At 75.4% G+C, this 24,516-nt stretch carries 20 protein-coding genes and 1 tRNA gene; 9 read left to right on the top strand and 12 right to left on the bottom strand.

The annotated features are described in order from the left end of the window. Positions 1-11: 11 nt before the first annotated feature. Both ACI79B_RS07530 and ACI79B_RS07535 read right to left on the bottom strand, forming a co-directional pair. Positions 12-824, bottom strand: a complete 813-nt coding sequence (locus ACI79B_RS07530; protein ID WP_456927425.1) for a putative protein N(5)-glutamine methyltransferase — start codon at positions 822-824, stop codon at positions 12-14. A 72-nt stretch (positions 825-896) separates the two neighbouring features. Continuing rightward, on the bottom strand, positions 897-3,083 hold the full coding sequence (locus tag ACI79B_RS07535) for a putative bifunctional diguanylate cyclase/phosphodiesterase (RefSeq protein ID WP_456927426.1): 2,187 nt from the start codon (positions 3,081-3,083) through the stop codon (positions 897-899). Positions 3,084-3,210: 127 nt separating this feature from the next. On the opposite strand from ACI79B_RS07535, the gene ACI79B_RS07540 reads away from it, so the two are divergent. Next, positions 3,211-4,569 (top strand): aminotransferase class V-fold PLP-dependent enzyme, encoded by a 1,359-nt coding sequence (locus tag ACI79B_RS07540; RefSeq protein WP_456927427.1) that lies wholly within the window; start codon positions 3,211-3,213, stop codon positions 4,567-4,569. Positions 4,570-4,645: 76 nt separating this feature from the next. On the opposite strand, the gene ACI79B_RS07545 is transcribed toward ACI79B_RS07540, so the two are convergent. The 7 genes from ACI79B_RS07545 to ACI79B_RS07575 form a co-directional block, all read right to left on the bottom strand. Next, complete coding sequence (locus ACI79B_RS07545) at positions 4,646-5,179, bottom strand: TOPRIM nucleotidyl transferase/hydrolase domain-containing protein (protein WP_456927428.1); 534 nt, start codon at positions 5,177-5,179, stop codon at positions 4,646-4,648. Between the two features lie 314 nt (positions 5,180-5,493). Beyond that, complete coding sequence (locus ACI79B_RS07550; protein WP_456927429.1) at positions 5,494-5,763, bottom strand: hypothetical protein; 270 nt, start codon at positions 5,761-5,763, stop codon at positions 5,494-5,496. A 231-nt stretch (positions 5,764-5,994) separates the two neighbouring features. Further along, entirely contained in the window at positions 5,995-6,441 is a 447-nt protein-coding gene (locus ACI79B_RS07555; RefSeq protein ID WP_456927430.1) for a hypothetical protein, read from the bottom strand. 344 nt (positions 6,442-6,785) lie between these two features. After that, a tRNA-Gly gene (locus tag ACI79B_RS07560) sits at positions 6,786-6,856 on the bottom strand. A gap of 61 nt (positions 6,857-6,917) precedes the next feature. After that, positions 6,918-9,596: an ATP-binding protein gene (locus tag ACI79B_RS07565; protein WP_456927431.1), complete on the bottom strand. Its 2,679-nt coding sequence runs from the start codon at positions 9,594-9,596 to the stop codon at positions 6,918-6,920. A gap of 133 nt (positions 9,597-9,729) precedes the next feature. After that, on the bottom strand, positions 9,730-10,680 hold the full coding sequence (locus tag ACI79B_RS07570) for a methyl-accepting chemotaxis protein (protein ID WP_456927432.1): 951 nt from the start codon (positions 10,678-10,680) through the stop codon (positions 9,730-9,732). A gap of 1 nt (position 10,681) precedes the next feature. Next, entirely contained in the window at positions 10,682-11,257 is a 576-nt protein-coding gene (locus ACI79B_RS07575; protein ID WP_456927433.1) for a PAS domain-containing protein, read from the bottom strand. 141 nt (positions 11,258-11,398) lie between these two features. On the opposite strand from ACI79B_RS07575, the gene dcd reads away from it, so the two are divergent. Beyond that, positions 11,399-11,989: a dCTP deaminase gene (dcd, locus tag ACI79B_RS07580; protein ID WP_456927434.1), complete on the top strand. Its 591-nt coding sequence runs from the start codon at positions 11,399-11,401 to the stop codon at positions 11,987-11,989. On the opposite strand, the gene ACI79B_RS07585 is transcribed toward dcd, so the two are convergent. Together ACI79B_RS07585 and ACI79B_RS07590 are read right to left on the bottom strand one after the other, a co-directional pair. Then, a complete protein-coding gene (locus tag ACI79B_RS07585; RefSeq protein WP_456927435.1) occupies positions 11,955-13,232 on the bottom strand; it encodes a CynX/NimT family MFS transporter in 1,278 nt (425 codons plus the stop codon). The two genes, dcd and ACI79B_RS07585, sit on opposite strands and share 35 nt — an antisense overlap. A 58-nt stretch (positions 13,233-13,290) precedes the next feature. Next, positions 13,291-14,262, bottom strand: a complete 972-nt coding sequence (locus tag ACI79B_RS07590) for a DUF389 domain-containing protein (protein ID WP_456927436.1) — start codon at positions 14,260-14,262, stop codon at positions 13,291-13,293. Between the two features lie 177 nt (positions 14,263-14,439). Here ACI79B_RS07590 and ACI79B_RS07595 point away from each other — a divergent pair, with 177 nt between their 5' ends. After that, a complete protein-coding gene (locus tag ACI79B_RS07595; protein WP_456927437.1) occupies positions 14,440-15,495 on the top strand; it encodes an alcohol dehydrogenase catalytic domain-containing protein in 1,056 nt (351 codons plus the stop codon). A gap of 95 nt (positions 15,496-15,590) precedes the next feature. On the opposite strand, the gene ACI79B_RS07600 is transcribed toward ACI79B_RS07595, so the two are convergent. Further along, a complete protein-coding gene (locus ACI79B_RS07600; protein ID WP_456927438.1) occupies positions 15,591-17,885 on the bottom strand; it encodes a heterodisulfide reductase-related iron-sulfur binding cluster in 2,295 nt (764 codons plus the stop codon). A 521-nt stretch (positions 17,886-18,406) separates the two neighbouring features. Between ACI79B_RS07600 and ACI79B_RS07605 the strand changes: the two genes are divergently transcribed. The 6 genes from ACI79B_RS07605 (at position 18,407) to ACI79B_RS07630 (ending at position 24,508) form a co-directional block, all read left to right on the top strand. Then, positions 18,407-19,429, top strand: a complete 1,023-nt coding sequence (locus tag ACI79B_RS07605) for a type IV toxin-antitoxin system AbiEi family antitoxin domain-containing protein (RefSeq protein WP_456927439.1) — start codon at positions 18,407-18,409, stop codon at positions 19,427-19,429. Positions 19,430-19,659: 230 nt separating this feature from the next. Then, positions 19,660-21,537: a molecular chaperone DnaK gene (gene dnaK, locus ACI79B_RS07610; RefSeq protein WP_456927440.1), complete on the top strand. Its 1,878-nt coding sequence runs from the start codon at positions 19,660-19,662 to the stop codon at positions 21,535-21,537. After that, positions 21,534-22,253 (top strand): nucleotide exchange factor GrpE, encoded by a 720-nt coding sequence (gene grpE / locus ACI79B_RS07615; protein ID WP_456927441.1) that lies wholly within the window; start codon positions 21,534-21,536, stop codon positions 22,251-22,253. The genes dnaK and grpE overlap by 4 nt, the downstream gene beginning before the upstream one ends. Positions 22,254-22,287: 34 nt before the next feature. Beyond that, positions 22,288-23,508, top strand: coding sequence for a molecular chaperone DnaJ (gene dnaJ / locus ACI79B_RS07620; RefSeq protein WP_456927442.1), 1,221 nt, complete (start codon positions 22,288-22,290; stop codon positions 23,506-23,508). After that, on the top strand, positions 23,505-23,984 hold the full coding sequence (locus ACI79B_RS07625) for a heat shock protein transcriptional repressor HspR (RefSeq protein WP_456927443.1): 480 nt from the start codon (positions 23,505-23,507) through the stop codon (positions 23,982-23,984). The genes dnaJ and ACI79B_RS07625 overlap by 4 nt, the downstream gene beginning before the upstream one ends. Positions 23,985-24,022: 38 nt before the next feature. Beyond that, the gene (locus ACI79B_RS07630; protein ID WP_457000095.1) at positions 24,023-24,508 is read left to right on the top strand and encodes a MarR family winged helix-turn-helix transcriptional regulator; all 486 of its coding nucleotides are present in this window, start codon (positions 24,023-24,025) and stop codon (positions 24,506-24,508) included. Positions 24,509-24,516: the final 8 nt, after the last annotated feature.

The raw sequence follows: 24,516 nt of genomic DNA on the forward strand, positions 1-24,516 counted from the left end.
CAAGGGCCCGGTCAGTGCCCGCGGACCCCCGTGACGACCGCGGTGCCGTCCTCCCCGGGGCCGTGGACGTCGGCCCGCAGCCCGGCGGCGGTGAGCACCGCGGCGAGCACGGGCGCCTGGTCCTCCCCGGCCTCGGCCAGCAGGACACCGCCCGCGGCGAGCCAGCCCGGGGCGTCCGCGGCCACGCGGCGGTGCACGGCGAGGCCGTCCGCGCCCCCGTCGAGCGCCGTCCGCGGCTCGTGCAGGCGGGCCTCGGGCGGCAGCAGGGGCAGCGCCGCGGTGGGCACGTAGGGCGCGTTGACCACCAGGACGTCGACCCGTCCGCGCAGCGGCTCCGGCAGCGCGCCGAACAGGTCACCGCCGTGCACCTGCCCGCCCACCGGCGCGAGGTTGCGACGGGCGTGGTGCAGCGCGGCGGGGTCGACGTCGGCGGCGTGCAGCTCGGCCAGCTCGACGGCGGTGGCCAGCGCGAGGCCGACCGCGCCGCAGCCGCAGCACAGGTCCACCGCGACCGGCGCCCGCCCGTGCCGGTCCCGGGCCGCCCGCGCCACCTCCACGGCCCGCGCGACCAGGGCCGCGGTGCGCCGGCGCGGCACGAAGACGCCGGGGCCGACGGAGACCCGCAGACCGCAGAACTCGACCTCGCCGAGCACGTGCTCCAGCGGCTCCCCGGCCACCCGCCGTCCGGCGAGGGCGTCGAGCTGCTCCGGGGTGGCCGCGGCGGCGGTGAGCAGGCGCGCCTCGTCCTCGGCGAAGACGCACCCGGCGGCGCGCAGCCGCACGACGAGGTCGTCGGGAGCCGCGGGGGAGGGCTCCGGGCTCACCCCGGGCCTCCGCGGGACGGGTCCACGGGCAGACCCTGGCACGGCCGCCGGTCCGCGGCCGTGCCGGGCCGGTCAGCGCGGGGACGCGGCCGGGACGTCCTCCCCGGCGGCGCGGGGCACCGGGGCGGCCCGCAGGGCGGCGCCGGGGGAGTCCGGCCGGCGGCGTTCGGCCCCAGGAGCCGCCTCCTCCTCGTGCGCCGCGGCGGGCAGGGGGCGGCCGAGGTGGTAGCCCTGCCCGTACCCGACGCCGAGCCCGCGGAGCGCGGCCAGCTCGTCGGCCGTCTCGATGCCCTCGGCGACGAGGTCCAGGCCGAGCGTCTGGCCCAGCTGCACGATCGCGCCGATGACCGCGTGGTCCTCCGGGCTCGTGGCGACGCCGTCGACGAAGGACTTGTCGATCTTGAGGACGTCGATGGGGAACCGGCGCAGGTAGCCCAGGGACGAGTAGCCGGTGCCGAAGTCGTCGAGGGCCAGCCGGACGCCGAGGTCCTTGACCTCCTCCAGCTTGCCGGTGGTGGCGGCGGCGTCCTGCACGAGCAGCGACTCGGTGATCTCGAGGGTCAGCCGCCGCGGGTCCAGGCCGGAGCGGTCCAGCGCCTCGGCGACGTCACCGACGAGGCTGGGGTGCTGGAACTGGCGCACCGACACGTTGACGCTCATCCGCGGGCCGCTGCCGTCCGGTCGCTGCCACGCGGCGGCCTGGCGGGTGGCCTCCCGGAGCACCCAGCGGCCGATCGGGACGATCAGGCCGCTGTCCTCGGCCAGCGCGATGAACCGCGCCGGCGGCACCAGCCCGTGCGTGGGGTGCTGCCAGCGCACCAGGGCCTCGTAGCCGCAGGTGGTGGCCGAGGCCAGGTCGACGATCGGCTGGTAGTGGAGGACGAGCTCCTGCCGGTCCAGCGCCTGGTAGAGGTCGGCGAGCAGGCGCTCGCGCTCGAGGTGGGCGGCGTGGTGGCTGGGCTGGAAGGTCTCGTAGCGCCCCTTGCCGCTGGACTTGGCCACGTACATGGCGATGTCCGCCGCGCGCAGCAGGCCCAGGCCGCTGGCGGCGCAGCTGGCCGAGGTGGCGATGCCCATGCTCACGCTGGCGCGGACGGCGCGGTCGGCGACGTGGACCGGCTGGGCGAGGGCGGCCAGCACCCGCTCGGCGACCAGGGGCGCCAGCTCGCCGCTGCGCGCGCCGCTCATCAGCACGGCGAACTCGTCGCCGGCCAGGCGGGCGAGCGTGTCCTCGGGGCGCAGGCAGCCGCCGACCCGCTGGGCGACCACCCGCAGCAGGGCGTCGCCGCCGTCGTGACCGAGGTTGTCGTTGACGGTCTTGAGGTTGTCCAGGTCCAGGAACAGCACCGCCGCGGGGATGCCGGTGGCCTGCTCGCGTGCCTCCGCGGCGCGCAGGCGCTCCATGAACAGCGCCCGGTTGGGCAGGCCGGTCAGGGGGTCGTGGAAGGCCTGCACGCGCAGCTGGTCCTCGAGCTCCTTGCGGTCGCTGGTGTCGCGCGTGGTGAGCACGATGCCGCTGACGGCGGGGTCGTCGAGCAGGTTGCGGGCGGCGGTGTCGGTCCAGCGCCAGGAGCCGTTGCGGTGCCGCATGCGGGCGGCCGGCCAGGTCGCCGGCGGTTCCCCGGCGACCACGCGGGCGAGGTGCTCGCGGAAGACCTGCACGTCCTCGGGGTGGACCAGGTCGTGGACGCCGGTGCCGATCAGCGTCCCCGGCGGGTAGCCGAGGACCCAGCCCACCGACGGCGTCTGGTACGTGACGGTGCCCGCGGGATCGACGACGGTGATGACGTCCGAGGCGTTGCGGACCAGCGACCGGAAGTGCTCCCCCGCCTCGAGGGCGTCGAGCAGGCTGTTGAAGGCGCGGGCGGTCTCGCCGAGCTGGTCGTCGGAGTCCACGGTGATCCGCTGCGACGTCGAGTGCGACCAGTCCCCGGTCCGGCTGGCGTGCGAGATGGTCTGCGCCACCGAGTGCAGGTGGGTGCTGAGGACGGCCAGCCGCCCGCCGACCAGGCACCGGCACAGCGCGTAGCTCAGCCCGCCGACCAGGAAGCCGGCACCGAGGCAGGCTGCCCGGAACACCGGGCGGTCGGCGTACTGGGCCGGGACCCCCAGGCCCGTGGCGAAGGGCGGGAACACCAGCCCGACCGCGATGCCGAGGCCGACCATCCACACCGCGAGGTCCCAGAACACCCGTGAGGTGAGACGGAAGCCCCGTGGCCGTCGCCGGTCGCCGTCGACCCGGAGCTGGAAGGCACTCATGCCCAGGACGTCGTCACCGTGCCCGGGCGCTTGAGGCCGGTGCCCGGAGATCACCCTCAGGGGGGTGCGCAGGCAGGAGGCGCGGCGCCGGGCTGGAGTTCGGCCGGGCCGTGCCGATGGGGATCCCATGCGACTGGTTCCCGACACCTCCCCGGGCCGGCTCGTCGGCGAGGACGTCCGCGTCCCGACGGCCGGCGGGGGGCTCACCCGCTACGTCGACCTCGACGCCGCGGCCACCAGCTCGTCGTCGGTCCGGGTGGCCCGGGCGGTGCACGAGTTCCTGCCCCGCTACTCGAGCGTGCACCGCGGCGCCGGCGCGAAGTCCCGGTACACCAGCGCCCGCTACGAGGCCGCCCGCGAGACCGTGCTCTCCTTCGTCGGGGCGGACCCCGCCACGCACGAGGCCGTCTTCGTCCGCAACACCACCGAGGCGCTGAACACGCTGGCGTTCCGGCTCGGGCTACAGCCGGACGACGTGGTGCTCACCACCGCGGTCGAGCACCACGCCAACCTCCTGCCGTGGCGGCGCGCCGCGCGGCTGCGGGTGGTCGAGGTCGGCGCCGGGGGCACCTTCACGGCCGAGGACGTCGTCACCGCGCTGGACCAGCGCCCGACCCCGCGCGTCCTGGCCCTCACAGGTGCCTCCAACGTCACCGGCTGGCTGCCCGACCTGGCCGCGATCACCGCCGCCGCCCGGGAGCGCGGCGTGTTCGTCGTGGTGGACGCCGCCCAGCTGGCGCCGCACCGGCCGATCGACGTGACCGCCCTCGGCGTCGACGCCCTCGCCCTGTCGGGGCACAAGGCGTACGCGCCCTTCGGCGCCGGCGCGCTCGTCGCCCCGCGGAGCCTGCTCGGCCGCGGCGAGCCGCTGCTGGTCGGCGGCGGCGCGGTCCGCGCGGTCTCCTTCGACGACGTCGTCTGGGCCGGCACCCCCGACCGGGACGAGGCCGGCTCGCCGAACGTCGTCGGCGCGGTCGCCCTGGCCGCCGCGGCCGAGGAGCTGGCCGAGGACTGGCCCGGCCTGCTCGCCCACGAGCGCGCCCTCACCGCCGCCCTGGACGCCGAGCTCGCGACGGTCCCGGGGCTGCGCCGCCTCGGCCCGGCCACGGGGGACCGGCTGCCGGTGGCGGCCTTCCTCCTCGACGACCTCCCGCACGGTCTGGTGGCCGCCCGGCTGTCCGCGGAGTTCGGGATCGGCGTGCGCAGCGGCTGCTTCTGCGCCCACCCCTACATGGCCCGTCTGCTGGAGCTGAGCGAGGAGCAGGTCCGCGCCTTCCACGACGCGGCCCGGGCAGGCGAGGTCCGGCTGCCCGGCGCCGTGCGCGCCAGTGCCAACCGCGGGACGACCCTGGACGACGTCGCGGCGCTCGGGGCCGCGCTGCGCGCCGTGGCGGCGACGCCGGAGGAGAGCGCCCGCTACCGCGTCGACGAGCGGGGCGAGTACCTGCCCGGCGACGCGCGGACGCCGGTCCTGCTGGGGGCCTGACCGTGTGCCTCGTGCTGCGGCTGCCCGCGCGGCGGACGCTGGTCGTCCGCTGCCGCCCGTGGCGGCGCCGGGGAGCTCAGACGCGGTCCAGCAGCGAGCGCAGCGGCGGCGGGACCGCCCCGGGCTCCAGCCGCTCGACGAGGGCGCGCGCGTAGCGGGCCTTGCGCCCGCTGGTGGTGCCGAGGAAGCGGCGCAGCTGGGCCTCGGCCGGCCGCCCGCGCTGCGCCGGCTGCCGCCGGAAGGTGGCCAGGGCGTGGGCCTCGCGGTGCTCGGCGACGGCCGCCTCGACCCCGGCCGTCCCCACCGCCCGGATCAGCTCGTCCTCGAGGTCGGCCACGCAGGCGAAGAACCCCGCCGTCGCCGGGTCGGGCACCCCGAGCGCCCGGCGGACGACGTCCCGCTCGGCGAGGTCGTAGAGGCCGGCCACGGGGATGCCGGGACCGGTCGCGGCGAGGTGGCGGCGGACGGCGTGCGCGCCGCCCATCGCGACGACGTCCACGCCCTCGGCGGCCAGGTCCCGGCCCAGGCCCCGCGCGGCGGCCAGCACGGCCTCGCGGTCACTGACCCCCTCGACCAGCACCACGGTGCGGAGGGCGGGCGGGAGCGGCACGGACGGACGGTCCCACGCGGTGGGCGGGGAGGCCACCGGGTTGCCGGAGGAGCGCGGGTGACGGGGATCGGCACCGACTCCACCGATCTCGCTCGACTCATCGGCCGGACACCGAGGACCCTCGTCGAGACGCTCCGTCAGGTGCTCTCACCCGCACCACCCGCGACCGGACGCGTCGAGCAGCAGGAGGCCACCGGACGTGGGCGTGCCGGGTCGGCCGCCCACGTCCGAGCCGGCCGGCGAGACCACGAGCACCGCAGGCCACCAGCGTGCCGAGCCCAGCTCCAGGGTGCTGACGTCCTCGAGCGGCCCACTCAGGGCGGCGACTCGGAGGGGCCCCACACCGATCCGTCCCAGCGGAACGTCCGACCTCCGGGACCTCTCCACAGGTCGCCGATCTCGGGCGGGTCCCGGTCCGGCACGATCGGGAGCACCACGCCCTCGTCCTCGGCGGGGTCCAGCACGTGCAGGTCCTCCCCCGGGGTGTACGTCCGGCGGCCGTGGCGCAGGTCGTCCACGAGGCCGGCCAGCCGGTCCCAGGCACCGTCGGTCACCAGGTCGTTGATCTCGCACCGGATGCACATCAGGGCTCCCCTCGATCTCCGGCCGCCAGCACCACCATCGGCCGCGACCCTGACGCAGTGCGGGCCGGCCGCGGGTCGGCCCCGTCGTCCGGGCCGTGATCGAGGTGCGCGTTCGCGAGGGGCGCGACACGGCCCGCTGTCCCCGGGCGGCCCACTGGGGGACGCCGGGCGCAGCCCCGATCCGTGCCACCCGGACCCGCGCTGCGTCACGCCGCCTCTCAGCGGGACGGCTCACCTCGACGGCCGACGGCCGAACGCCGCCGTCGGCCAGGATCGGCGGGCGAGGTGCAGGGCTCCCACGGCGAGGATCGGATTGCCGAGCGTGTAGGCGCCCAGCGGCATGATGCCCAGAGAGAAGGCGGCCACGGCGAGCAGGCCCAGGCGGGCGGCCGGGTCGGGACTCAGGATGGCGGCAGCCACCGCCGTCTCTCCCGCGGTCATGGCCACGCCGAACGCCCGCGGGGCGGGCTCGGTCAGCGCCAGGCCCGCCCGTCGGTACCAGCGCCAGGGAGCACGGCCGACCAGCATCGGGAACTGTTCGGGGGCCTTCACGGTGAGTGACCCGTTCCAGGCCAGGCCCGTGACGGCGAAGAAGACGCCGAGGGCGCGCCGCCCCGCCGGCGGCCGCCAGTACGCCAGGCCCGTGAGCCCGGAGTAGACGGCGGCAGCGACGGCCATCTGTCGGAGGTCGTCGGCCCGCGTGGGTGCGGGAGCGGCCGGTCGGGCCGTTGCGGGGGACTCCGTCGTCGTCATGTGGCACACCTCCGGCACGTCGGGCAGGAGCGTGACGAGGCGCGGCACGACCGCGCTACGAGCCAAGGTCACGCCGAACCAGTGGTCAACGTCCCGACCGGGTGGCGCAACCGCCAGGGGCCCGGTTGCTCACCTGGACGTGTGGCGGCCTGGGCGTGACGTGCTCATGACGCGGCGAGCGGAGAGCGAGGGGGTGCAGGGAGGGCCGCCGAGTGGTCCTCCGGAGCTTCTCCAGGAGACCCACCGGCCGCTGACCTGTGGATCCACGGAGCGGGTGACGGGAATCGAACCCGCACTGTCAGCTTGGGAAGCTGATGTTCTGCCATTGAACTACACCCGCGACGGCCTGACGGCCGGACGCCAGCGTAGCAAGGGCGGCGGGACGGGTCGGCAGGCCGGGGTCAGCCGGCGGGCCGGGGGCTGTGGATGGTCACCGTGGTCCCCTCCGGGCCCGGTACCGCGGTGATGTCGGCGAACGCGCTCATGAGCATCGACCCGCGGCCGCGGTCCATGCTCGACGTCCGCTCCTTCCACTGCCCGTGGTCGCGCACCGCGATCTCCACCGCGCCGTCGTCGACGGCGACCCGGACGTCCACGTACGGCTCGCGCGGGTCCTGCGCGTGCTCCACCGCGTTGGTGGCGGCCTCGCAGGCGGCCAGCACGAGGTCGTAGACGCGGTCCTCGTCCAGGCCGGCGTCGGTGAGCAGGGCCCGCAGCCGGCGGCGCAGCGGCGGGATCGCCGCCGCGCTCGAGGGGAACCGCCAGGCCGTCGTCGCGCCCGGGAGGTGCGCCGGGGCCGGCGCCGCGGGGACGGCCGGGACGGCGTCGGCGGCGCGGGGGTGCGGCGGCGCGGGAGCGGGGACGGCCGGGGCGGGCGGCGACGGCGCGGCGGGGGGCGCCGGCTCCCGCCGTCCCCGCGCGCGCTCGAGGACCGCGCGCAGCCGGCCGAGCAGCTCCGCGGACTCGAAGGGCTTGGGCAGGTAGTCGTCGACGCCGGCGTCGAAGCCCTCGACGGCGGCCTCCTGGCCGGCCCGCGCGGTGAGCATGACCACCGGGACGGCGCGCGTCCCGGGGTCGGCCCGCAGCGCGCGCAGCAGCCCGAACCCGTCCAGGCGCGGCATCATCACGTCGGTCAGGACGACGTCGGGGAGCACCCGGGCGACGTCGTCCAGGGCCGCCTCGCCGTCGGCCGCCGTCCGCACCGTCCACGACGGCGACAGCAGCCGGCTGAGGTAGGCGCGCATGTCGGCGTTGTCGTCGACCACGAGCACGGTGCCCAGCGGGTCGGACGACGGGGCGGGCGGGCGCGGGTCGTCGTCCCACGGGGTGAGCGCGGCCGCGCGGACCGCGGGCGCCGACGCGGGCGGCGGGGTGTCGGTGTCGGGCTCGCCGAAGGGCAGCCGCACGGTGAAGGTGCTCCCGGTGCCGGGCTCGCTCTCCGCCGACACGGTGCCGCCGTGCAGCGCGACCAGCTCGCGGACCATCGCCAGGCCCAGGCCGGTGCCCTCGCGGCTGCGGGCGGGGGAGCCGGTCACCCGGTGGAACCGCTCGAACAGCGCCGGCAGCTCGGCGGCGGGGATCCCCACGCCGGTGTCGGCCACCCGCAGGACCACCGCGTCGTCCTCCGCGCGCAGCGAGACGGTGATGCCGCCGACGAAGGTGTACTTGACCGCGTTGGCGACCAGGTTGAGGACGACCTTCTCCCACATGCCCGGGTCCACCGCGGCGGGGCGGGGCAGCGGCGGGCAGTCGACGTCGAGGGTCAGGCCGGCCCGTTCGGCCGCGGCGCGCAGCACGCCGGCCAGCTCGGTGGTGCAGGCGGCGAGGTCGGTGGCCACCCGCACCGCCGCGGTGCGCCCGGCCTCGATGCTGACGAACTCCAGCAGGTCGTCGACCAGGCGCTTGAGCCGCTGACCGTTGCGCAGGGCGAGGGCGAGCTGCTCGTGCACCGGCTCCGGCAGATCCCCGCCGGACGCGGCGAGCGCGTCGGCGAGCGGGGCCAGCAGCAGGGTCAGCGGGGTGCGCAGCTCGTGGCTGACGTCGGAGAAGAACGTCGTCTTGGCCCGGTCCAGCTCGGCCAGGGCCTCCGCGCGGGCGCGCTCGGCGGCGTAGGCCCGCGCGTCGGTGACCGCGCCGGCGACCTGGGCGGCCAGCAGCTGGTGGAAGGTGCGGTGCTCCTCGTCCAGCGCCCGGTTGGGGCTGACGCCGACCAGCAGCGCACCCACCGTCTCGCGGCCCGCCCCGCCCGACAGCGGCAGGGCGACCGCCCGCTCCACCTCGTCGCCGAACGGCCCGCCGGGCACCTGCAGGGCGGCGACGTCGACGGCACCGAGCTCGTCCGCCGCGCCCACCGTGGCCGGGAGCGTCGCGGCGTCGACGCCCGCGGTGGCCACCCGGTGCAGCCGGCCCTCGTCGTCGGCCAGGTAGACCGCGGCGAGCGGCACGTCGAGCGGGTCGGCCTCCAGCGCCCCGCACACCCGGACGGCGAGGTCGCGCTCGTCCTCGCGCCGGCCTGCCGCGGTGGCCACCTCGTGCAGCAGCCGCTGCCGCCGCTCGGCCACCACCTGGCGGGTCACCTCGGTGCACACCGCGTGCATCCCGGCCACCTCGCCGTCGTCCCCGAAGGCGGGGGCGTGCGAGACGGTGAAGTAGGTCTCCTCGCGGTAGCCGGCGCGCTCGAGCAGCAGCAGGAGCTGGGGGATCCACGAGGCCTCGCGGGTGGCCATGGCCCGCTCGACCGGCTCCTGCAGCGCGGCCCAGCCCTCGGCGAGGGTGATCCGCAGGTCGTCGCCGATGGCGCCGGGGTGCTTCGCGCCGATGAGCGTGGCGTAGGCGTCGTTGTAGAACTGCGTGTACTCCGGACCCCAGGTCAGGATCATGGGGAACCGCGAGGCCAGCACGGTGCGGACGGCGTAGCGCAGGCTCGCCGGCCACGTCTCCACCGGCCCGAGCGGCGTCGTCGACCAGTCGAAGGCGGCCATCAGCCGCCCGTTCTCGCTGCCGCCGGCGAAGACGTCCTCGGTGCCGGGACCCGGCGCGACGTCGCGGACCCGGCCGCCCACGACGGGTTCGGCAGCCACGCACACCTCCCGGCACAGCCGTGCGGACGCGGGCGGGACCGCCGCCACCGCGTCAGGACCTCGGGAGCCGAGCTGCTCCCCGCTGCTCGCACGGTACATCCGTGACCTGGGACCCCACCGGTGGAGCCGGGGGTCAGCGCCGCATCTCGGCCAGGAACCCGGTGGCCTCCGAGCGCAGCCGCTCCGCCATCTGCGACAGGCCGGTGACGTCGGTGCCCGCGGTGCCCAGCGACGCCGTGCCGTCGACCGCCGCGGCGATCCCGTCGACCAGGCCGTTCATGTCGGTGACCGTGGTGCCGACCGAGCCGATGACGGCGGTGACGTCGTCGCAGGCCGCGCGGATCGCCTCGACCTGCGCGGTCACCCGCTCGGTGGCCTGCGCGGTCTGGTCGGCGAGGTCCTTGACCTCGGAGGCGACGACGGCGAAGCCCTTGCCCGCCTCCCCGGCGCGGGCGGCCTCGATGGTGGCGTTGAGCGCCAGCAGGCGGGTCTGCGCGGCCACCGACTCGATGAGGGCGATGACCTCCCGGATCTCGGCCGAGGTGCGGGTCAGGGAGGCGAGCGTGCCGGTCGCGTTGCCCACCTCGGCCGACGCCGCCGACGCCGCGCTGGTCAGCCCGGCGGCGGACGCGCTCATCTCCGTGGCCGCCGTCGCGACCTGCTCGCTCATCGCCAGCACCACCGACTCGAACGCGTCGGCCAGCCGCAGCCGCGAGGTCTGCGCCTCGGTGACCCGCCCGGCGGTCTCGCGCATGGCGTCGCGGGCGGTGTTGATGTCGGTGGCCGCGTGCCGGTAGGCGCCGTGCAGCCCGGTGCGCAGCACGCTGCGGTGGAAGCGGCCCTCGGCGGCGGCGGCCAGCGCCGCCCGGGACTCGCGCACGAAGGCGTCGCTGACGTCGAGTGCCCGGTTGACGCCGTGCCGCAGCGCGACCAGCTCCGGCACGGCGTCCGAGCCCTCGACCGGCACGGCGCGGGCCTCGAGGTCGCCGCGCGCGGCCGCCTCGCAGGTCTCGGTCAGCCGCCGCACGAACGCGCGGTAGACCTCGAGCTCCGCGGCGTCGGTGCGGGTGCGGGAGCGGGCCATCTCAGTCCTCCTCCTGGGCGACGACCGACCACACGAAGTCCTCGTAGGACGCCGCGTGCTCGGCGATCAGCCGGTCGAACAGCTCGGACGACGCCGCGACGGCCGCGCGGGCGTTCGGGTGCCGCCGCTCCTCGGCCAGGAGGCGCTCGTAGATGGGGCGGACGCGGTCCACCGCCCGGCGGGAGGGCCGGCGGCGGTTGGAGTGGTAGCCCACGACCGACCCGTCGGCGCCGTAGGACGGCGTCACGTGCGCCAGCACCCAGTAGTGCGCGCCGTCGGCGGCCAGGTTGTTGATGTAGGCGAACAGCTCCTGGCGGGCGGCGAGGGTGTCCCACAGCAGCTTGAACACCGCGCGCGGCATCTCGGGGTGCCGGATGAGGTTGTGCGGCTGCCCGATGACCTCGTCGAGGGAGTAGGCGCCCACCCGCAGGAACACGTCGTTGGCGTACGTGATCACCCCGCGCGGGTCGGTCTTGGAGACGATGAGCTCCTCGGCCGCGAAGGTCCGCTCCTCACCCGTCGGCCGCACGGCGAGGCGGCCGGCGCGCGAGGCGGTACGGGGGTGGGTGTCCAGCACGCGGTGTCCTCCTGCGTCCGGCGGGTCGTCCCGGCAGGTATCGGCAGGAACCGTCCGGAAACCACCCGAGCAGAGGACTCCGGGACCTCGGTCCCGCGGGAAGCGGAGGGCGCGCCCGGCGGCCTCCCTAGACTCCGCGCCATGCTGCTGTCCGACCGCGACATCCGCGCCGCGATCGCCGAGGGGCGTCTCGGCATCGAGCCGCACGACGCGGAGCTGGTGCAGCCCTCGAGCATCGACGTCCGGCTCGACCGCTACTTCCGGGTGTTCAACAACGCCCGCTACACCCACATCGACCCCGCCCAGCAGCAGGACGACCTGACCACCCTGGTCGAGCCCGACGGCGACGAGCCGTTCGTCCTGCACCCCGGCGAGTTCGTCCTCGGCTCCACCCTCGAGGTCGTCACCGTCCCCGACGACCTCGCCGCCCGGCTGGAGGGCAAGAGCTCGCTCGGGCGCCTGGGCCTGCTCACCCACTCGACGGCGGGCTTCGTCGACCCCGGCTTCTCCGGCCACATCACGCTGGAGCTGTCGAACGTGGCCAACCTGCCGATCACGCTGTGGCCGGGCATGAAGATCGGCCAGCTGTGCCTGTTCCGGCTCACCGGCCCGGCCGAGCACCCGTACGGCTCGGCGGTGTACGGCTCCCGCTACCAGGACCAGCGTGGGCCGACGCCGTCGCGCTCGTTCCGCAACTTCACCCGCGCGGACACCCGGCGGCCGCAGGGCTGACCGCCGCCGGCGACCAGCCGGGCACCTCGTCGTCGACGAACCGGTCCCGGGTGACCAGCCACCCGGTGACCGTGAGCCCGACGGTGGCGACGGCGACGAGCGCGAACATGCCGGTGTAGCCGCCGGTGACGCCGCGCAGCACGCCGACCAGCAGCGGCCCGGCGCCGGCCAGCACGTAGCCCCAGCCCTGGGTGACCGTGGACAGCGCGGCCGTCGTCTCCGGCGTCCGGGCGCGCAGCCCGATCAGCGCCAGCACCATGCTGAAGGTGCCCATGCCGACGGCGAGCACGCTCATCCACAGCCACGGCAGCGTGCGCGGGGCCAGCCACAGCCCGCCCCAGCCGACGACGTAGCAGGCCATGAAGCCCAGCAGCAGCGGCCGCTGCCACCGCTGGCGGACGGTGAGCGACGGGGTGACCGCGTTGACCGGGATGACGACGACCGAGTTGATCCCCAGCAGCAGCCCGGCGGTGGCCGCGCTCAGGCCGGAGTCGCGCAGGTACTGCGCCGACCAGCCCATGACGACGTAGGCCTGCGTCGCCTGCAGGCCGAAGAAGGCGGCCAGGGTGAGCGCCAGCGGGCTGCGGGCCAGCGGCGCCATCCGCACCGCGCGGTGGCTGCCCCGGCCCGCCCCGGGCGAGCGCGGGGCGAGGAACCACGGCACCGCGGCGACCAGCGCCAGCAGCGCCCACACGCCGATCGCCCACCGCCAGCCGCCCGGCCCGACGGCGGCGGCGATCGGCGCGGTGGAGATCGCGGCGACGGCGCCGCCGATGGCCATGGACGCGCTGTAGGCGCCCACCAGCAGGCCGGTGCGCTCGGGGAACCAGCGCTTGACCAGGCCGGGCAGCAGCACGTTGCCGAGCGCCCCGCCGACCATCGCCAGCACGGTGCCGGCGACGAACAGGGGGAACGAGTCGACGACCGCCCGCAGCACCAGCCCGGCGGCCATGGTGAGAAGCGCGCCGGCCAGCACGTGGGCGTCCCGGAACCGCGCGGCCAGCGGCGGCCCGGCGAAGCCGATGGCGGCGAAGCACAGCACCGGCAGCGTCGTCACCACACCGGCCGCGGCGCTGGAGACGCCGAGCCCGCGCTCGAGCTCCTCGAGCACCGGGCCGACGGTGGTCACCGCCGTCCGCAGGTTCGCGGCGGTCAGCACGATGGCGACCGCGACGAGCGCGAGACCGCGCCGTCGCTCGCCGGCCGTCGGGATCGGGGGAGCGTCGTCGGCCGTGCGGGTCACCCGTCGATGGTCCCCCGCGCGCCGGCCCGACCCCGAGGCGGGTGCACAGGCCAACCGTTCAGGTGCGCAGGCCCGTGCGCGGCGTCGCCTCGAAGCGCGGCAGCACCTGGGGGACCCGCCGCCACAGCACCCGCTGCAGGAGCAGGGTGGTCACGGCGGCCAGCAGGATGCCGGCGAGGTTGATCCCCAGCTGCAGGGCCGCGCGCCAGAACTCGGCGCCGCCGCCCAGGGCCAGCGACACGGCCATGTCCGCGGCGGCGGGGACCGTCGTCACGGAGATGAAGACGCCGACCAGCGCCCCGCTCTTCGCCGACGTCAGGGACAGCACGCCGGCGATCCCGGCCAGCACCGCCACCACCACCGACCAGTGGTCCGGCGCGGTGATGAACCCGGTCTGCGGGCGGTCCGCGGCGAGCACCTCGGGGCCGACCCAGCCCAGCCCGCGGGCGGCGAGCGCGGCCAGCGCGGTGACCGCGATCGCCAGGGCGAAGCCGACGACCAGCGCGCGGACCGCCGCCCGGGCGACCCCGGGCCGGCGGGCCACCAGCGCGACGGCCAGCCCCGCCAGCGGGCCGAACTCCGGGCCGAGCACCATCGCGCCGATCACCAGGATCGCCGAGTCGTTGACGATCCCGATGCCCGCCAGCAGCGTCGCAATCGTCAGGAACGACAGGTACGCCACCGACAGCGACGAGTCCGCCGCCGTCGTCCGCACCACCTGCTCCCAGACGACGGCGTCCGAGCCGTCGCCCGGCGCGGCCTCCTCCGCCCGCTCGGCGACGGCGGAGACCGCGGTGTCCACGGCCTCGATCGCGATGCCGCCGTCGCGGTCGACGTGCAGCTCGCGCAGGGCCCCGACGAGGGCGTCGGCGGACTCGCGGGCGACGTCGGCGAGGACCAGGTCGCCGGGCGGCTCGACCGAGGCGCCGGGCAGCACGGCCAGGTGCGCGGTCCCGGGGCAGCGGGCGAACAGGTCGCGGACGGCGTCGGTCCGGTCGGGCGGGACGGTCACCCGCAACTGCAGCAGCACCGGGGGTTCCTACCTCACGACCCCGCCGCGCGGGTCCCCCTGCGGCAGTGATCCGCCACGGGAGGTCGGGACGCGCTGTCCACCGGCGGTCCCGCCGTCCGCGGGCGGCGGTCCGGCGGCTCCCCGCCGCTAGCGTCGCCGCGCGCGACGGGGACCAGCCGAGCCCGGGGAGGCGCCGTGGACGGTTCCGGGAGGATGCGGGCGGCCCGGTTCGTGGGCCCCGGGGAGCCGCTGGCGGTGCAGGACGTCCCCGTGCCCCGGCCGGCTCCCGACGAGGTGCTGGTCCGGGTCGCCGCGACCGGTCTGTGCGGGTCCGACGTGCACGTCGCGGTGGAGGGGATCACGCCGACGGCGTTCCACCCGATCACGCTCGGCCACGAGATCGCCGGCACCGTCGCCGCGGCCGGGAAGGCGGTGACCGGCTGGGACGAGGGCCGGCGGGTGGCCGTCTTCCCGGTCCTGTTCGACGGGACGTGCGCCTCCTGCCTGGCCGGGCACAGCGAGATCTGCGTCGGCCGCCGGATCGTCGGGATCCACGCCGACGGCGGGCTGGCCGAGTTCGTCGCCGTGCCGGCGACGAACCTCGCGGCCGTCCCCGACGGGGTGCCCCTCGAGCAGGCCGCGATCTGCACCGATGCCGTCATGACCCCCTTCCACGCGCTGACCGAGGTGGCCCGCGTGGCGCCGGGGGAGTCGGTCGCGGTGATCGGCGTCGGCGGCCTCGGGCTCCACGCCGTGCAGATCGCCCGGCTCGCCGGCGCATCGCCCGTGATCGCCGTCGACACCCGCCGGACACAGCTCGAGCGGGCGCGCCGGGGCGGTGCCGACGTCGTCGTCGACGCGCGCACGGAGCCCGTCGTCGACGCCGTGCTGGCCGCCACCGGCGGGGCGGGGGTCGACGTCGCCGCGGAGTTCGTCGGCGCGCAGGCCACCATCGGCCAGGCGGTGGAGTGCCTGCGGATCGGCGGACGCGCGGTGGTCGCGGGGCTGGGCGCCGATCCGATCACGGTCCTGCCGCCCACCGTCTTCGTCCGCCGGCAGCTCCAGCTGCTGGGCTCCTACGGCGGGACCCTGGCGACGCTGCAGCGCGTCCTGCAGCTGCTGGCCACCGGCCGGCTCGACCTCGGCGGCTCGATCACCCACACCTTCGCCCTCGCGGACGCCGACGCGGCGCTCCGGGCCCTGCACGAGCGGACGGGTGACCCGCAGCGGGTGGTGGTCACCCCGCACTGACCGGTGAGACGACGGACGCCGCCGGCTGACGGCGCCCTGCAGGGGGTCCTTCCGTCGCCGACGGCGTCCGTCGGGCTGGTGCGGGGGCCGGGCGGTCAGGCCTGGCCGTGGCCGGTGGCGGCGGAGCCGGTGCCCGCGACGTCGTCGTCCGCGGTGCCGACCTCGGCGCCGTGCTCGGTGCCCGGGGCGCCGACCGGCGCCATCGAGCGCAGCAGGATCTGGCTGACGTCGAGGACCTCGACGTGCTCGGCGGCCTCGCCGTTCTGCTTCTTCGCCGTCAGGGCGTCCGACAGCATCGTGATGCAGAACGGGCACGCGGTGGAGATGACGTCCGGGTCGAGGCCGAGGGCCTCCTCGGTGCGCTCCACGTTGATCCGCTTGCCGATCTTCTCCTCCATCCACATGCGCGCGCCGCCGGCGCCGCAGCAGAAGCCGCGGTCCTTGCAGCGGTGCATCTCCTGGGTGGAGAGGCCCTGCACGCTGTCGAGGATCTCCCGCGGCGGCGTGTAGACCTTGTTGTGCCGGCCGAGGAAGCACGGGTCGTGGTAGGTGACCTTGCGGTCGACCGGGGTCACCGGGGTGAGCCGGCCCTCCTCGACCAGCTGGTTGAGCAGCTGCGTGTGGTGGACGACCTCGTACTCGCCGCCGACCTGCGGGTACTCCCGGCCGAGCGAGTTGAAGCAGTGCGGGCAGGTCGTGACGATCTTGCGGGTGCCCGGCACGCGGCCCTCGAAGACGCCGTTGAGGGTCTCGACGTTCTCCTGGGCCATCATCTGGAAGACGAACTCGTTGCCCATGCGGCGGGCCGGGTCGCCCGAGCAGGTCTCCCCGGAGCCCAGGACGGCGAACTCGACGCCGGCGGTGTGCAGCAGCTCCGCGACCGCCTTGGTGACCTTCTTGGCGCGGTCGTCGATGGCGCCGGCGCAGCCGACCCAGAACAGGTACTCGACCTCGTAGGGCAGCGGGCCGTCGGCCATGCGGACCTCGAAGTCCATCTCCTTGATCCAGTCCTCGCGGGTGCTCGGGCTGACGCCCCAGGGGTTGCCGCGGTTCTCGAGGTTGCGCAGCATCACGCCGGCCTCGGACGGGAAGTTCGACTCGATGAGCACCTGGTAGCGGCGCATGTCGTCGATGTGGTCGATGTGCTCGATGTCCACCGGGCACTGCTCGACGCAGGCGCCGCAGTTGGTGCAGCTCCACAGGACGTCGGGGTCGATGACCCCGCCCTCCTCGAGGGTGCCGACCAGCGGGCGGTGCGCCTGCGCGTCGTTGGTGCCCTCGATGCGGGCGTAGCCGGAGGCCCAGACCTGCTCGTCGCTGGGCTTCAGGACGTCGTAGTCGGGCGCGGTCTCCGACGCGGTCTTCTCACCGAGCAGGTACGGGGCCTTGGCGTACAGGTGGTCCCGCAGGTCCATGATCACCATCTTGGGGGACAGCGGCTTGCCCGTGTTCCAGGCAGGGCACTGGCTCTGGCACCGCCCGCACTCGGTGCAGGTGGTGAAGTCGAGCATCCCCTTCCAGGTGAAGTCCTCGATCTTGCCGCGACCGAAGACGTCGTCCTCGCCCGGGTCCTCGAAGTCGATCGGCTTGCCGTTCGAGGTCATGGGCTGCAGCGGGCCGAGGGCCGGGGCGCCGCTGGTGCCCTCGCGCTTGAAGTAGATGTTGAAGAAGGCGCTGAACCGGTGCCAGGCCACGCCCATGTTGAGGATCCGGCTGATGACCACCAGCCAGGTCAGCGAGACGACGATCTTCACGAAGGCGACGGCGCTGAGCAGGTCGGGGCTGTCGGGCAGCACGGTGGCCAGCAGGCCGGAGAACGGGTGCGACCAGGCCGGCGCGTCGGTGAGGTCCGAGGAGATCTTCAGCGCGCGGATCAGCAGGATGCAGACGCCGACGGTGAGGACGACGGCCTCGACGAAGTAGCCGCGGCCCTCGTTGGAGCCGGCGAAGCGGCTGGTGCGGCCCTGGCGGCGCGGGTGGTCCTTCTGGCGCCGGTAGATCAGGTACAGGATCCCGACGATCGTGCCGGTGCCGATGACGTCGGCGAAGAGGTTCCACAGGCTCCACTCGCCGATGAGCGGCAGGTGGAAGGCCGGGTTCCAGACCTCGCCGAAGGCCTCCACCAGCGTGAGGAACAGGCCGTAGAAGCCGACGAAGACGAACCAGTGGGCGGCGCCGATGGCCGACCACTTGAGCATCCGGGTGTGGCCGAGCGACTCGACCACGAGCGTCTTCAGCCGCGGGCCGACCGGCCCGTTCCGGGTCGAGTCCGGCTGGCCGGTGCGGATGATCCGCACCATGGCGCGGACGGCCCGGTAGGCGAGGACGACCGAGACGATGAGGAACAGCACGCTGATCGTGCCGAACACGATCTGCAGGGGGCCCGTCATGATTCCCTCTCCCCACGCCACGCGGCGTCGGTTGACTCCGTCCGCACCGGACGACGAGAAGGGTCCCGCCGCCGTCTCCGGCCCTGGGGACCGGGGGCGGATCACGCGCGGGCGGCGGTGCCCACGCAGCCCAGCACGATAGCCGGGGTGCGCTCAGGTTACTCGGCAGTAACCAGAGGCGCGGAGCCCCGATCCGGGGCGCCCCGACGGTGCTCCCCGCCCACCGGCCGGCGTCCTGACGTGCGGTTTCGTGACGCCCCCGTGCCGGTGGAACACGACGACCGCGTGTTTCCGGGAGGGCTCCGGTCGGGCGGGGGGTGACCGGGCTCACGCCGCCCGGTCACGCCGTGGTCACCGTGCTGCGGCCGACGCACGATCAGGCCGCCTGATCGTGCCGCGTCCTGGTGCGGCGCCGACGGTGAGCTTGGACGCGTCCGGGTGAGCCAGGACGGTGTCGCGACGTCGTCCACAGGTTCCGCGGGGACCGCGGCGCAGTCGCCGCAACCGCGAAGACTGCCGACGTGCACCCGGAACTCGCCCGCCTCGCGGCCGCCCGACTCGGCGTCTTCACCGCGCGAGAGGCCGTGCGCCTCGGCTACCGACCCGACGAGATCCGCTCCGAGCTGAGCGCCGGCCACTGGCGCCGGCTGCGGCGAGGCGTCTACGTCCGCGCCCGAGACCTCGCCGCCGCCGAGTCGGACGGCCGGCTCCGGCACCTCCTCGACTGCGTCGCCGTCCTGCTCGCCCTGGCTCCCGGTCCGGTCCTCAGTCACACCTCCGCCGCCCGGGTGCACCGCCTCGCGCTGCCCGAGGACGTCGACGGAGCCGTGCGGCTGACCGACCCGGGGCAGTGGCGACGCGGTCGGGGTTACGTCGTCGCCCGGGCTTCGCTCCCGGACGGTGATCTCGGGCGACTCGCCGGCTTCGGCGTGACCGCGCCGGCGCGGACGCTCGTCGACTGCGCCCGGGAGTGGGACCTCGTGGACTCGGTGGTGGCGATGGACGCCGCACTGCACGACCGGCTCGTCGGGCGCGAGGACCTGCGCGCCGCCGTCCTCCGTGCCGTGCACTGGGTCGGCATCGGCGACGCGGCGCGTGCCCTCGGGCTCGCGGACGGCCGCGCGGAGTCCCCGCTCGAGTCCCGCGGCCGGCTCGCGTTGATCGAGGCCGGACTGCCCCGTCCGGAGCTGCAGGTCGAGGTGCACGGTCCGCGGGGCTTCGTCGCGCGGGTCGACGCCTGGTACGACGACGCCGGCGTCGCCATCGAGTTCGACGGGCGGGTGAAGTACCTCGACCCCGTCGACGGCCGGCATCCCGGGGAGGTGCTCTGGCGGGAGAAGCGGCGCGAGGACCTCCTGCGCGCGCTGGGCATCCGGGTCGTGCGTCTGGCGTACGAGGACCTCGTGCCCGGACGGCGGCGCGAGCTCGAGACCCGGATAGGTGGGCTCCTGGCGGCCCCGGTGGCCGGGCCGCGCCGGTATCGCGTCGTCCGCACCATAGAGCCCGCCGAGGGGGCAGGGCCGGTCGCGGCGTCGTCGACCTAGCTCACCGTCGTGCGTCCTGGCTCACCGCCGACGCTGAGTCAGGACGCAGCACGATCAGGCCGCCTGATCGTGCGCCGCGCGACGCCGACCACCCCTCGGGAACACGGCCGGGAGGTCTGCCGTTAGGGTGGGCAGGAAAGTTGAGCGGACCCCGCGCAAGGCAGGCGGTCCCTCGACCGACCCCCACGACACCCAGCACCACCCGAGCACACGGAAGAGGAGCCAGCTCCATGGCACGAGCGGTCGGCATCGACCTCGGCACCACCAACTCCGTCGTCACCGTCCTGGAGGGCGGCGAGCCGACGGTCATCGCCAACAGCGAGGGCTCGCGCACCACGCCCTCGGTCGTCGCGTTCGCCAAGAACGGCGAGGTCCTGGTGGGCCAGTCGGCCAAGAACCAGGCGGTCACCAACGTCGACCGCACCATCCGGTCGGTCAAGCGCCACATGGGCACCAACTGGCAGACCGGCGAGATCGACGGCAAGAAGTACACGCCGCAGGAGATCAGCGCCCGCATCCTGCAGAAGCTCAAGCGGGACGCCGAGACCTACCTGGGCGAGCCGGTGACCGACGCCGTCATCACCGTCCCCGCCTACTTCGAGGACGCGCAGCGCCAGGCCACCAAGGAGGCCGGCGAGATCGCGGGCCTGAACGTCCTGCGCATCGTCAACGAGCCGACCGCGGCCGCGCTGGCCTACGGCCTGGACAAGGGCGAGACCGAGCAGACGATCCTCGTCTTCGACCTCGGTGGCGGCACGTTCGACGTCTCGCTGCTCGAGATCGGCGAGGGCGTCATCGAGGTGAAGGCCACCGCGGGTGACAACCACCTCGGCGGTGACGACTGGGACGAGCGGATCGTCAAGCACCTGGTGCAGACGTTCAACGCCCAGAACGGCATCGACCTGTCCAAGGACAAGCTGGCCATGCAGCGCCTCCGCGAGGCCGCCGAGAAGGCCAAGATCGAGCTGTCCGGCGCGCAGTCGACCAACGTCAACCTGCCCTACATCACCGCCGGCGCCGAGGGTCCGCTGCACCTCGACGTCACGATGACCCGCGCCGAGTTCCAGCGGCTCACCCAGGACCTGCTCGACCGCGCCCGCGCGCCGTTCAACCAGGCGATCCGCGACGCCGGCGTCTCCGTCGGCGAGATCGACCACGTCGTCCTGGTGGGTGGCTCGACCCGCATGCCGGCCGTCACCGACCTGGTCCGCGAGCTGACCGGCGGCAAGGAGCCCAACAAGGGCGTCAACCCGGACGAGGTCGTCGCCATCGGCGCCGCCCTGCAGGCCGGCGTCCTCAAGGGCGAGGTCAAGGACGTCCTGCTGCTCGACGTCACCCCGCTGTCCCTCGGCATCGAGACCAAGGGCGGGATCATGACCAAGCTCATCGAGCGCAACACCACGATCCCGACCAAGCGCTCCGAGATCTTCACGACGGCCGACGACAACCAGCCGTCCGTGCAGATCCAGGTGTTCCAGGGCGAGCGCGAGATGGCGATGTACAACAAGAAGCTCGGCATGTTCGAGCTGACCGGTCTGCCGCCGGCGCCCCGCGGCGTCCCGCAGATCGAGGTCGCCTTCGACATCGACGCCAACGGCATCGTGCACGTGTCCGCCAAGGACCTGGGCACGGGCAAGGAGCAGTCGATGACCATCACCGGCGGCTCGGCCCTCCCCAAGGAGGACATCGAGCGGATGATGCGCGACGCCGAGGCCCACGCCGAGGAGGACAAGCGCCGCCGCGAGGAGGCCGAGACCCGCAACCTGGCGGAGTCGCTGCAGTACCAGACCGAGAAGTTCCTCGCGGAGAACGGCGAGCGCATCCCGGCCGACAAGAAGGAGGAGCTCGGCGAGGCCCTGACCGAGCTGCGCTCCGCCCTCGGCGGCTCGGACATCGCCGCGATCAAGTCGGCGCAGGAGAAGGTCGCCCGCGTCTCGCAGGAGGTCGGCGGCGCGCTCTACGCGCAGCAGGCCCAGGCGGGTGCCGGTGACGGCGCCGGTGCCGGTGCCGCCGGTGCCTCCGGTGACGGGTTCGGCGCGTCGGCCCCGTCCGGCGACGACGACGTCGTCGACGCCGAGATCGTCGACGAGGACACCGACCGCCGATGAGCCAGGGGGACGAGCAGCCGCGGGTCGTGATCCGGGACAAGCGGCGGATCGACCCCGTCAGCGGTGAGGTGCGGACGCCGGCCGGCGAGCAGCCGGCCGGCGCCCCGCCCCGCCCGGCTCCGGCACAGACACCGGCCCACCCATCGCCAGGGGAGCAGATGACCGAGAACCAGACCGCCGCCCCGGAGGCCCCGGCCGCGCCGGTCGGCGACAGCGCCGCGGGCGGCGACCTGTCGCGCCAGCTGACCGAGCGCACCGAGGACCTGCAGCGGGTCACCGCCGAGTACGCCAACTACCGGCGGCGGGTCGACCGGGACCGGCAGCTCGTCGTCGACCAGGCGGCCGAGCGGTTCGCCGCCCAGCTGTTCCCGATCGTCGACGACATCGAGCGGGCCCGGGACCACGGCGACCTGACCGGCGCCTTCAAGGTGGTCGCCGACCGCGTGCTCGGGCTGCTCGACGGCCTGGGCGTGGAGGCCTTCGGCGTCGCGGGCGACCCGTTCGACCCGGCGCTGCACGAGGCCGTCCTGCACGACACGTCCGACCAGGTCACCGTGCCCACCGCGACGACGGTCCTGCGGCAGGGTTTCCGCCGGGGCGAGCGCGTGCTGCGCACGGCCATGGTGTCCGTGACCGAGCCGGCGGGCGGCGCGGCCGCCCCCGAGCAGGAGGCGACCGGCGGCGGCGTGCCGGGGGAGACCCCGGCCGCCGGCTGACCGGTCGCCACCAGACGCAGAGAGGAGGCGTCCGATGAGCACCCGGGACTTCATCGAGAAGGACTACTACGCCGCGCTGGGCGTCTCCCAGGGCGCCGACGCCGCGGAGATCAAGAAGGCCTACCGCAAGCTCGCCCGTGACCTGCACCCGGACAAGAACCCGGGCAACACGCAGGCCGAGGCGCGCTTCAAGGAGGTCTCCGAGGCCTACGACGTGCTGTCCGACCCCAAGCGGCGGGCCGAGTACGACGACGCCCGCCGGCTGTTCGGCTCCGGCGGCGCCGGGGCGCGCGCCGGGTTCCCCGGGGGCTTCCCCGGCGGGGGCGGCGGCGGTCAGCCGTTCGACCTGGGCGACCTCTTCGGCGGCGCCGGGGGCGCCGGGACGCGCGGCGGGGGCGGCGGGCTCGGCGACCTGTTCGGCAACCTCTTCGGCGGGGGCGCGCCGGGCTCGGCCCGGGCCCGCTCCCAGGCGGCGTCCGGTCCGGCCCGCGGACAGGACGTCGAGACCGAGGCGACCCTCTCCTTCGAGGAGGCCGTCCTCGGCGTCACCGTGCCGCTGCGGATGCAGAGCCCGGGCACCTGCCCGACCTGCGCCGGCAGCGGCGCCCGCCCGGGCACCGCGCCGCACACCTGCGAGGTGTGCGGCGGCGCCGGGGTCACCAGCCGCAGCCAGGGCGCGTTCGCCTTCTCCGAGCCGTGCCGCAACTGCCGCGGCACCGGCCAGGTGGTCGACGACCCGTGCCCGACCTGCCAGGGCGACGGCGTCACCACCCAGACCCGCACGATCACCGTGCGGATCCCGGCCGGCGTCAAGGACGGGCAGCGCATCCGGCTGGCCGGCAAGGGTGCGCCCGGACGGCGCGGCGGACCCGCCGGCGACCTGTTCGTGGTCGTGCACGTCAGCGAGCACGAGCTGTTCGGCCGCAAGGGCGACGACGTCACCATCACCGTGCCGGTCACCTTCCCGGAGGCGGTCCTCGGCACGACGCTGACCGTGCCGACCCTGGACGGCAACGTCACGCTCAAGGTGCCCGCCGGCACGGCGAGCGGCCGCACGCTGCGGGTCCGGGGGCGGGGCGTGCCCGGCCGCGGCCGCACCGGCGACCTGCTGGTGACCGTGGAGGTCGCCGTCCCGCAGCGGCTCTCGGCCGAGGCCGAGCGGGCGGTGAAGACCCTCGACGCCGAACTGGGTGACCCGCGCCCGCAGATCACCGCGGCCACCCAGCGCAACGCCGACCGCGGGAGCACCCGGTGAGCGCCGCGGGGACCGAGGGCCGCGACCGCGCCGACGCGAGCCGCGCCGTCGCCGACGACGCACCGGTCTTCGTCATCTCCGTGGCCGCGCAGCTGGCCGGCATGCACGCCCAGACGCTGCGCCAGTACGACCGGCTCGGCCTGGTCACCCCGGGCCGCACGGCGGGCGGCGGGCGGCGCTACAGCCCGCGCGACGTCGCGCTGCTGCGCGAGGTCCAGCGGCTGTCCCAGGAGGACGGCGTCAACCTGGCCGGCATCAAGCGGATCATCGACCTGGAGTCCCAGGTCGAGGCGCTGCAGCAGCGGGTGCACGAGCTGGTCGCCGAGCTCGAGGAGTCCGAGCACCGGCGGATCGCCGCGGAGACGGCGATGCGCAGCGGCTACGGCCGCGACCTGGTCGGCACCGACCTCGTGCCGGTGCGGCGGCAGAGCACGGCCGCGCTGGTCGTCTGGCGCCCGAGGGGGCCGCAGCGGTGAGCGGGAACCCCGGCGGCACCGTCGTCGTCCAGGGAGACGTGACCAGCACGCGCCAGGAGCAGCACGAGTCCTTCGTGCGGCTGGAGCGCGAGATCGGCCTGCTGCTGCGCCGGTCGCGGGCCATCTCGGCCCGGCTCGCCCGCGAGCTGCACCCCGACCTCGACGGCGCGGCCTACGGCCTGCTCGCGCTGCTGGCCGACGCCGGCCCGCTGCGCGCCAGCGACCTCGTCGCCCGGCTCGGCCTGGACAAGAGCACGGTCAGCCGCCAGGTGGCCTCCCTGGTCGCGCTCGGCATGGTCGACCGCGAGCCCGACCCCGCCGACGGGCGCGCGCAGGTGCTCACCCCGTCGCCCGAGGGCGCGGCCCGGCTCGCCCGCATCCGCGACGCCCGCCGGGAGCGCTGGGAGGCCGACCTCTCCGGCTGGCCGGCCGAGGACGTCGCCCAGCTCGGCGAGCTGCTGGCCCGGTTCAACCGGCTCGGCGAGGCCCGCGAGGCGGGGGACGCCGCGGCCACCCCGACCTGACCCGCCCT

Source organism: Geodermatophilus sp. SYSU D00879, from assembly GCF_054050375.1.

Excerpts from the sequence above, each read along its gene's own strand:
- dnaJ (WP_456927442.1), top strand. The coding sequence starts at position 22,288 with ATGAGCACCCGGGACTTCATCGAGAAGGACTACTACGCCGCGCTGGGC.
- grpE (WP_456927441.1), top strand. The coding sequence starts at position 21,534 with ATGAGCCAGGGGGACGAGCAGCCGCGGGTCGTGATCCGGGACAAGCGG.
- ACI79B_RS07550 (WP_456927429.1), bottom strand. The coding sequence starts at position 5,763 with ATGTGCATCCGGTGCGAGATCAACGACCTGGTGACCGACGGTGCCTGG.
- ACI79B_RS07570 (WP_456927432.1), bottom strand. The coding sequence starts at position 10,680 with ATGGCCCGCTCCCGCACCCGCACCGACGCCGCGGAGCTCGAGGTCTAC.
- dcd (WP_456927434.1), top strand. The coding sequence starts at position 11,399 with ATGCTGCTGTCCGACCGCGACATCCGCGCCGCGATCGCCGAGGGGCGT.
- ACI79B_RS07540 (WP_456927427.1), top strand. The coding sequence starts at position 3,211 with ATGCGACTGGTTCCCGACACCTCCCCGGGCCGGCTCGTCGGCGAGGAC.
- dnaK (WP_456927440.1), top strand. The coding sequence starts at position 19,660 with ATGGCACGAGCGGTCGGCATCGACCTCGGCACCACCAACTCCGTCGTC.
- ACI79B_RS07600 (WP_456927438.1), bottom strand. The coding sequence starts at position 17,885 with ATGACGGGCCCCCTGCAGATCGTGTTCGGCACGATCAGCGTGCTGTTC.
- ACI79B_RS07535 (WP_456927426.1), bottom strand. The coding sequence starts at position 3,083 with ATGAGTGCCTTCCAGCTCCGGGTCGACGGCGACCGGCGACGGCCACGG.
- ACI79B_RS07555 (WP_456927430.1), bottom strand. The coding sequence starts at position 6,441 with ATGGCCGTCGCTGCCGCCGTCTACTCCGGGCTCACGGGCCTGGCGTAC.